General features: G+C 62.3%; 7 protein-coding genes. 5 read left to right on the forward strand and 2 right to left on the reverse strand.

All coding sequences use genetic code 11. The annotated features are described in order from the left end of the window. Nucleotides 1–772, forward strand: a 772-nt coding sequence (locus tag NW809_RS09450) for a glucokinase (RefSeq protein ID WP_414402003.1), incomplete at its 5' end; no start/stop codon positions are given. Nucleotides 773–857: 85 nt separating this feature from the next. Here the strand turns inward: NW809_RS09450 and NW809_RS09455 are convergent. Next, the gene (locus NW809_RS09455; RefSeq protein ID WP_011430949.1) at nucleotides 858–1433 is read right to left on the reverse strand and encodes an NUDIX hydrolase; all 576 of its coding nucleotides are present in this window, start codon (nucleotides 1431–1433) and stop codon (nucleotides 858–860) included. Nucleotides 1434–1537: 104 nt separating this feature from the next. Here NW809_RS09455 and trpE point away from each other — a divergent pair, with 104 nt between their 5' ends. The 4 genes from trpE (at nucleotide 1538) to NW809_RS09475 (ending at nucleotide 5607) form a co-directional block, all read left to right on the forward strand. Further along, a complete protein-coding gene (trpE, locus tag NW809_RS09460) occupies nucleotides 1538–3034 on the forward strand; it encodes an anthranilate synthase component I (RefSeq protein ID WP_414402004.1) in 1497 nt (498 codons plus the stop codon). Between the two features lie 6 nt (nucleotides 3035–3040). Continuing rightward, nucleotides 3041–3847 (forward strand): phytanoyl-CoA dioxygenase family protein, encoded by an 807-nt coding sequence (locus NW809_RS09465; protein ID WP_414402005.1) that lies wholly within the window; start codon nucleotides 3041–3043, stop codon nucleotides 3845–3847. An 83-nt stretch (nucleotides 3848–3930) separates the two neighbouring features. Continuing rightward, nucleotides 3931–4995, forward strand: coding sequence for a chlorophyll synthase ChlG (chlG, locus tag NW809_RS09470; protein ID WP_071813560.1), 1065 nt, complete (start codon nucleotides 3931–3933; stop codon nucleotides 4993–4995). A gap of 156 nt (nucleotides 4996–5151) precedes the next feature. Beyond that, complete coding sequence (locus NW809_RS09475) at nucleotides 5152–5607, forward strand: hypothetical protein (protein ID WP_011430954.1); 456 nt, start codon at nucleotides 5152–5154, stop codon at nucleotides 5605–5607. Nucleotides 5608–5629: 22 nt separating this feature from the next. On the opposite strand, the gene NW809_RS09480 is transcribed toward NW809_RS09475, so the two are convergent. Further along, nucleotides 5630–7012: an MFS transporter gene (locus NW809_RS09480; RefSeq protein ID WP_414402006.1), complete on the reverse strand. Its 1383-nt coding sequence runs from the start codon at nucleotides 7010–7012 to the stop codon at nucleotides 5630–5632. Nucleotides 7013–7042: the final 30 nt, after the last annotated feature.

Here is a 7042-nt window from a genome sequence, read left to right on the forward strand (position 1 = left end):
GCCCTGGAGCCTGCACTCAAGCCAGTTGGCGGCGGAGCTGGGGATCCCCCGCCTAGCGTTGATCAACGACTTCAGCGCCGTAGGCTATGGGGTGCTGGCCCTGCGAGATCAGGATCTGGAAACGCTGCAGACAGGAGAGCGGCAGCCCCAGGCGCCCATCGGCGTCATCGGGGCGGGCACAGGGCTGGGGCAGGCCTACCTCACCTGGGGAGAAGGCGGCTACCAGGTTCATGCCAGCGAGGGGGGGCATGTGGATTTTTCTCCACGGACCCCTTTGGAATGGGAGCTGCTGCGGTATCTGCAACAACGACATGGGCGCGTCTCCACCGAGCGGGTGGTCTCGGGGCAGGGGATCGTGGCCATCTATCAATTTCTGCGGGATAGCCGCTGGGGCCAGGGAGAGGAGCAGTTGCTGGCCCAAATTGCCGCCTGGGAAAGGGGAGCCAGCCCCGTCGACCCAGCCGCCCAAATTGCCAATGCCGCCCTGGAGGGACGGGATCCCTTGGCGGTGGAGTGTTTGCGGCTGTTTACCAGCTTGTATGGGGCCGCTGTCGGCAATTTTGCCCTGCACCTGCTGCCCCGTGGGGGCCTGTTCATCGCCGGCGGGATCGCGCCCAAGCTCCTGCGCCTGTTGCGGGAGGGAGAGTTTTTGCCCTCCTTTTTGGATAAGGGACGGATGCGCACTCTGCTGGAGCAACTGTCAGTGCAGGTGGTGGTGAACGCCCAGGTGGGCTTGATAGGGGCTGCCCACTATGCCGCCACTTTGCTGTAGAGGTTAAGCCTGTTGGCGGCAGGGATCCCCCGCTCCCTTCTCCCAGGGGGAGAGGGGGGCTGGGCAAGGCGCAGGATGGCCATGCCTAGGGCTTGTTCCTGCTCGCAAAGGCCGCATTTTCCGCTGCCAAAAACAACTGGGCCCGCCAAAAGCAGGTGATGGATTTGCTGTCGAAATCCAGGCCAAAACGGGCCATTTCTGTCAGTTCGGCAGGCGAAAGCTCCACCACCGCAATGTCTTCATCTTCATCCTTGGCCGGTGGAGCATCCAGCACTTCCAGATCCCGCGCCAGGTAGGCGTACATGATCTCGCTGGAATAGCCGGGGCACAGATAAAATTGGCCGAGGGGATCCCAGCGGTGGGCGCGCAGGCCGGTTTCTTCTTCCAGCTCGCGGCGAATGGTTTCATCAGGATGTTCCCCTGGCTCGACGGTACCGGCGGGAAACTCGTAGAGGTAGGCGGCGACGGCAAAGCGATATTGGCGAATGCAGACGAACTTGCCTTCGGCAGTGACCGGCACGGCCACCACGCCGCCGGGGTGGAGGAGGTACTCCCGCTCCCCTTCGGTGCCGTTGGGAAAGCGCAAGCGCTGGCTGACAAAGGTGTACTTGTGGCCTTGAAAGCGCAGGCGCTCGCGAAGGATCTGCGATGGGGTGTGCATGGCAAGGTTGCTCAGAGAAAGGCCCCCCTCAGCTTAATCGGTGGCGGTGCTGTTGGAGCTCCCCCCTTAAGGTAAAGTCAGAGGGGCAAGCGAAGGTGCAGGCCATGATCTCCCCTTCTCTGAAGGAGTTCCTCGCCCTCAGCCAACAGGGCAATTTCATCCCGGTCTACCAAGAATGGGTGGCGGACTTGGAAACGCCTGTCTCTGCCTGGTACCGGGTCTGTGCCGGGCGGCCCTACAACTTTCTGCTGGAATCGGTGGAGGGAGGGGAACAGGTGGCCCGCTACAGCTTCCTCGGCTGCGACCCTTTGTGGGTTTTGCAGGTGCGCGGGGATCAGGCCTTGCAGATCCACCGCGATGGGCATCGAGAGCAGCACCAAGGGGATCCCTTTGCCGTTTTGGCCCGCTGCCTGCAGCCCTATGAGCCGGTGCACCTGCCGGAGTTGCCCAGCAGCATCGGCGGGCTCTTTGGCTACTGGGGCTATGAGCTGATTCGCTGGATCGAGCCCAAGGTGCCCATTCACCCCCTGCAGCCGGGGGATCCCCCCGACGCTATCCTCATGCAGGTGGACAGCATCCTGATCTTCGACCAGGTCAAGCGCAAGATCTGGGTGGTGGCCTTTGCCGACACACGCCAGCAGCCGGCGGAGGAGGCCTACGCCCAAGCCTGCCGGCGGGTGGAACAGTTGGTGCAACAGCTCAGCGCCCCCCTTTCTCTTGCCCACCTCAGCCTCGACTGGAAGCCGCAACTGCCCGATGCCATTCCCCCCAGCACCCTCAGCCGCGCCGCCTACTGCCAGGCGGTGGAGCAGGCCAAAGCCTACATCCGGGCTGGCGAGATCTTTCAGGTGGTGCTCTCGCAGCGCTTCGCCACCCCTTTTGCTGGAGATCCTTTCCGGCTCTACCGCTCCCTGCGGCTGATTAACCCCTCCCCCTACATGGCGTTTTTCCAGTTTGGCGATCTCTGCCTTGTCGGCTCCAGCCCAGAAGTGATGGTCAAGCTCACTCGGATAGGGGAAGAGCGCATCGCCACCGTGCGTCCCATCGCCGGCACCCGCCCCCGCGGCGCCACCCCCGCCCAAGACCGCCAGTTGGAGCAGGAGCTGTTGGCGGATCCCAAGGAGCGGGCAGAGCATGTGATGCTGGTGGACTTGGCCCGCAACGACCTGGGGCGGGTCTGCCGCCTGGGATCCGTGCAGGTGGACGACCTGATGCAGATCGAGCGCTACAGCCACGTGATGCACATCGTCAGCAATGTGGTGGGGCAGTTGGATCCCCGCTACAGCGCCTGGGATCTGCTGCGGGCCACCTTTCCTGCCGGCACGGTTACTGGCGCTCCCAAGATCCGCGCCATGCAGATTATCCACGAGCTGGAAGGGTGTCGCCGCGGCCCCTACGCCGGCGCCTATGGCTACTACGACTTTGCCGGCCAACTGAACACCGCCATCACCATCCGCACCCTGCTGGTTCAGGGGGACCAGGTGAGCATCCAAGCCGGGGCGGGCATCGTGGCCGACTCGGATCCGGAGCGGGAGTACCAAGAATGCCTGAACAAAGCGCGGGGCATGCTCATGGCAGTGGCCAGCTTGCAGAAGGAGTAAAGGCTCGTGTTAGCCCAGGTGCACTTTAGCCATGCCGAGCGGGAGCGCCGGCAGCCGGATCCAGAGACCGTAGAGCAGGCGTTTCACCTGTTTTCCACCGAGGGCTACCTGGTGCTGCCGGAGATCTTCCCCACGGCGCTCATCGACAAGCTACACAGTAGCTTTCTGACCACCTACAGCCGCTACTGCACCCACGAAAACCACCCCGACGCCCTGTTGGTGGGCAATCGACGAGTGATGGTGACGGTGTGCCTGGAGGGGCCCTTTAACGATCCCCTGCTCTATGCCCATCCCTTAATCCTGCCTATCTTGCAGCGAATCTTGGGATCAAGCCTGATCCTGAGCGGGCTGGGGGTGGTAGTTTCTCTGCCGGGATCCGCCGACCAACAGGTTCACCGGGATCTCTCCCACCTCTTCGGCGACGCAATTCTAGATGCCATCGTCCCCTGCTATGCCCTGAATTTGCTTATCCCGCTGGTGGAGGTCAACGAAGAGAACGGCATGACCCGCCTCTGGCCTGGCAGCCACGCTGTTTTCGAGGCCCACTACACCGAGCTGGCCCGGCAGATGCCCTTTGTCGATCCGCCGCTGGCCAAGGGATCCTGCCTGCTGTTCGACTACCGCTTAATTCACCTGGGCCGGGCCAATCGTTCTGCTGCTCCCCGGCCCCTCCTCTACAACACTTACAGCCGACCTTGGTTCCGGGATCCCGTCAACTATACCCGACAGCCCCCCCTGGTGATCCCGGCAGCCGAGAAAGAGCGGATCCCGGCCCAGCACCACTCCCTATTCGTGGCAGCGCAGATTGTGTAGAGGAAAGTTTTGAGGAATGTGGGAAGATGCCTCAGAATGGGGGTGGGTATCCCCGTTGTTGAAGTTTGATTGCGCACCCCACCATGAGCGAAAGCACCTCTCAAGAGCCATCTTGGGCGCCGACGGCAGACGAAATGGCCCCTGCTGTGGGTCCTGGCGCAGAAACCGCCCCGGCTCCTGAAGCCGACAAGGGATCCGCCGCCCGGCGTGTCCGCCAACTCTTGGGCATGAAAGGGGCAGAGGTGGAGTCTCGCTCCGTTTGGCAAGTCCACCTGCAACTGATGAAGCCCGTGACCTGGATCCCGCTGGTGTGGGGCCTGATTCCGGGAGCGGCCTCCTCCGGCCACTTCACCTGGACTTGGGAAAACGTGGCCCTCATCTTGGTGGGCATGATCCTGGCCGGCCCCTTGATGACGGGCTACACCCAGACCCTGAACGAATACTACGACCGCGACATCGACGCCATCAACGAGCCCTATCGCCCCATCCCTTCCGGGGCCATCTCCCTGCGGCGGGTGGTCATCCAAATCTGGGTGCTGCTGATCCTGGGGCTGGCGTTGGCCTATGCCTTGGATTGGTACACCGGCCACGACTTTCCGGTGATCACCTGCATTGCCCTGGCGGGAGCCCTAATTGCCTACATCTACTCGGCGCCGCCCCTGAAACTAAAGCGCAACGGCTGGCTGGGGAACTACGCCCTGGGGGCCAGCTACATCGCCCTGCCCTGGTGGACGGGACATGCCCTCTTTGGCGAGCTGAACTGGACAATCTGCATTCTGACCCTGATCTACAGCTTGGCCGGCCTGGGGATCGCCGTGGTCAACGATTTCAAAAGCATGGAGGGGGATAGACAATTTGGCCTCGCCTCCTTGCCGGTGATGTTTGGGGCGATGGGGGCGGCCTGGATCGCGGCGCTGATGATCGACCTGTTTCAGTTCGGCATGGCCTCGTTTTTGCTGGGAGCTGGCCTAAAGCTCTACGCCGCAATTTTGGTGCTGCTGATTATCCCGCAGATCACCTTCCAAGACATGTACCTGCTGCGGGATCCCCTCAACAACGACGTCAAATACCAGGCCAGCGCTCAGCCTTTTCTGGTGTTGGGCATGCTGGTGGTGGGGCTGGCGCTGGGCCGCTTGGGGCTGGGGTAGTCGAGCCGAGGCCAAAGTGCCCATCCTGGCAACCGAGGTGACGGCTTCCGCCCTGGGGTGCTCCCTCTGCCTGGGCCAAGATCAAGTCAGGATCCCATCGGGGATGGCCGATGGATCCCAAAAAGTGGGATGGCCCTGGGCCAAAGGAGATATCCGATGAAGCTGTCTATTCCCCTCCAACTCAGCCTGAGCCTGGCTCTGCTCTTGGGGGCGGTCGTCCCTGCACAAGCCCAGCGGATCGTCATCGACGGGCGCGGGATCCTGGTCGAACCCAGCACCGGTGGCTCGGTCATCCTCAACCCCGACCAGCCGCTCTTGGCTCCGATCCCGCCTGGGGGAGTTCCTTTTTCCCTCGATGCAGAGGGCCAAGTGGTCTCTGCCCCTGGCTACCGCTGCAGCGCCGCCACCGCTGCCGACAACTCTCCCATCATCTGCCGCTCCCAGTTCAACCCCAACGACGTGGTGGTCTACGAGCGGGATGGCCGCTCCAACACCTTCTTCGTCAATACTGACAACCCTGTGATCCAGCCTTCCGGCAGCGGCCTGCGGATTCTGCCCAACTCCGAGCCGGTGCAGCCCTCCGGCAGTGGCTTGCGCATCATCCTCAACTGACAGACGGGAAGCGGCCCCCTGTCTAAGGGGATCCCTCAGGAGCAGCTCCCGCTCGTCTTGCCTCCAATTCCCTTAGGATCTGCCGGTGGCGCTGCCGGGTGATGGGGTACAGCCACACCAGCAGGATCCCACCGATTAAAGCCACTGCCGGCAGGGGGCCGATGGCGAGGCGGATGGCCAGCAAGGCTGATTCGGGCTGGGAAGGAAGAGGCTCTCCAGCTACCGAAGGGATAAAGCCAGCCCAATCTAGAACTTGCCCCAGGAAAAACAGCCCCAGCCCCAGGCCTACTTTTTGCAGGAACACCATCAAGGCATAGAAGATCCCTTCCCGCCGCTCCCCAGTGTGCAGCTCGTCCAGGTCGATGACATCCGGCAGCATTGACCAAGGGCCAAGATACACTGTGGCGGAAACCCCGATCCCTGCCAACAGGGCTAGTGCAATCATGAGCCGCTCCTGGCCGGCCTGCAGGAAAAATAGGCCCGCCTGCGAGATGAGCCAAAACCCCGCCCCGATCAGGTACATGGCGCGCTTGCCCAGCCGAGCGCTCAGGCATGTCCAGGCAAACAGGGTCAGCACGGCAACACTCTGAACCGCCAACACCACCAGAGAAATCCACACCTCGGGCAGGCCCATCCAGAAGACGATGAAATAGGGGATGATCGTGGCTGTGAACTGAAAGGCCAGCCAAGAACACAGGTAGATGCCGCTGACAAACAGGTAGGGGCGATTGCTGAAGGCCACCCGCAGTTGCTGCAGCAGAGGCAGCGGATCCCGTTGGGATTGAAAACGTTCTCGTACTCCCCAAAAGCAGAGCAGCAGGGGCACAGCCGAGATGGCCCCAAAACAAGCCCCCGCCAGCAGATGGCCGGCAGCCCGATCCGGCAGCAGGTTAAACAGCAGCGGAAAGGTAACCACGGCAACCATGCTGCCCCCCACCGAGAAGGCAAAGCGAAATTGGTTGAGCCGGGTGCGCTCGTCGTAATCCTGGGTTAGCTCCGCCGTCAGGGAGGCGTAGGGGATGTTGGCGGCAGAATAAAAGGTGTTGAACAGCAGGGACACCGCCAGGTAGTAGGCGAAAAGGGGGCCCATCTGACCGGGAAAAGGGATCCACCACTGAGCTGCAAAAGTCAGGCCAAAGGGGATGGCCGAAAACAGCAGCCAGGGGCGGCGACGGCCCCAACGGCTGCGGGTGCGGTCGCTGAGGATGCCGATGATGGGATCGTTGACGGCATCCCAAAAGCGGGTGATGGCGTAGATGCTGCCGGCCAAGCCTGCCGCCATGCCGACGGTATTGGTGAGAAAGGGCAGCAGGAAAAAGATGAGGATATTGGCCGTCATGCCCGTGCCCAGATCCCCCACCCCATAGGCCAGCTTCGTCCGCAAGCTCAGTCGTTCTCCGGTCATGGCCTGCCTTGGCAAAGGAGAGTCTTACTT

Origin of the sequence: Synechococcus sp. WC101, from assembly GCF_047461555.1 — a bacterium.
Lineage (GTDB): Bacteria > Cyanobacteriota > Cyanobacteriia > Thermostichales > Thermostichaceae > Thermostichus.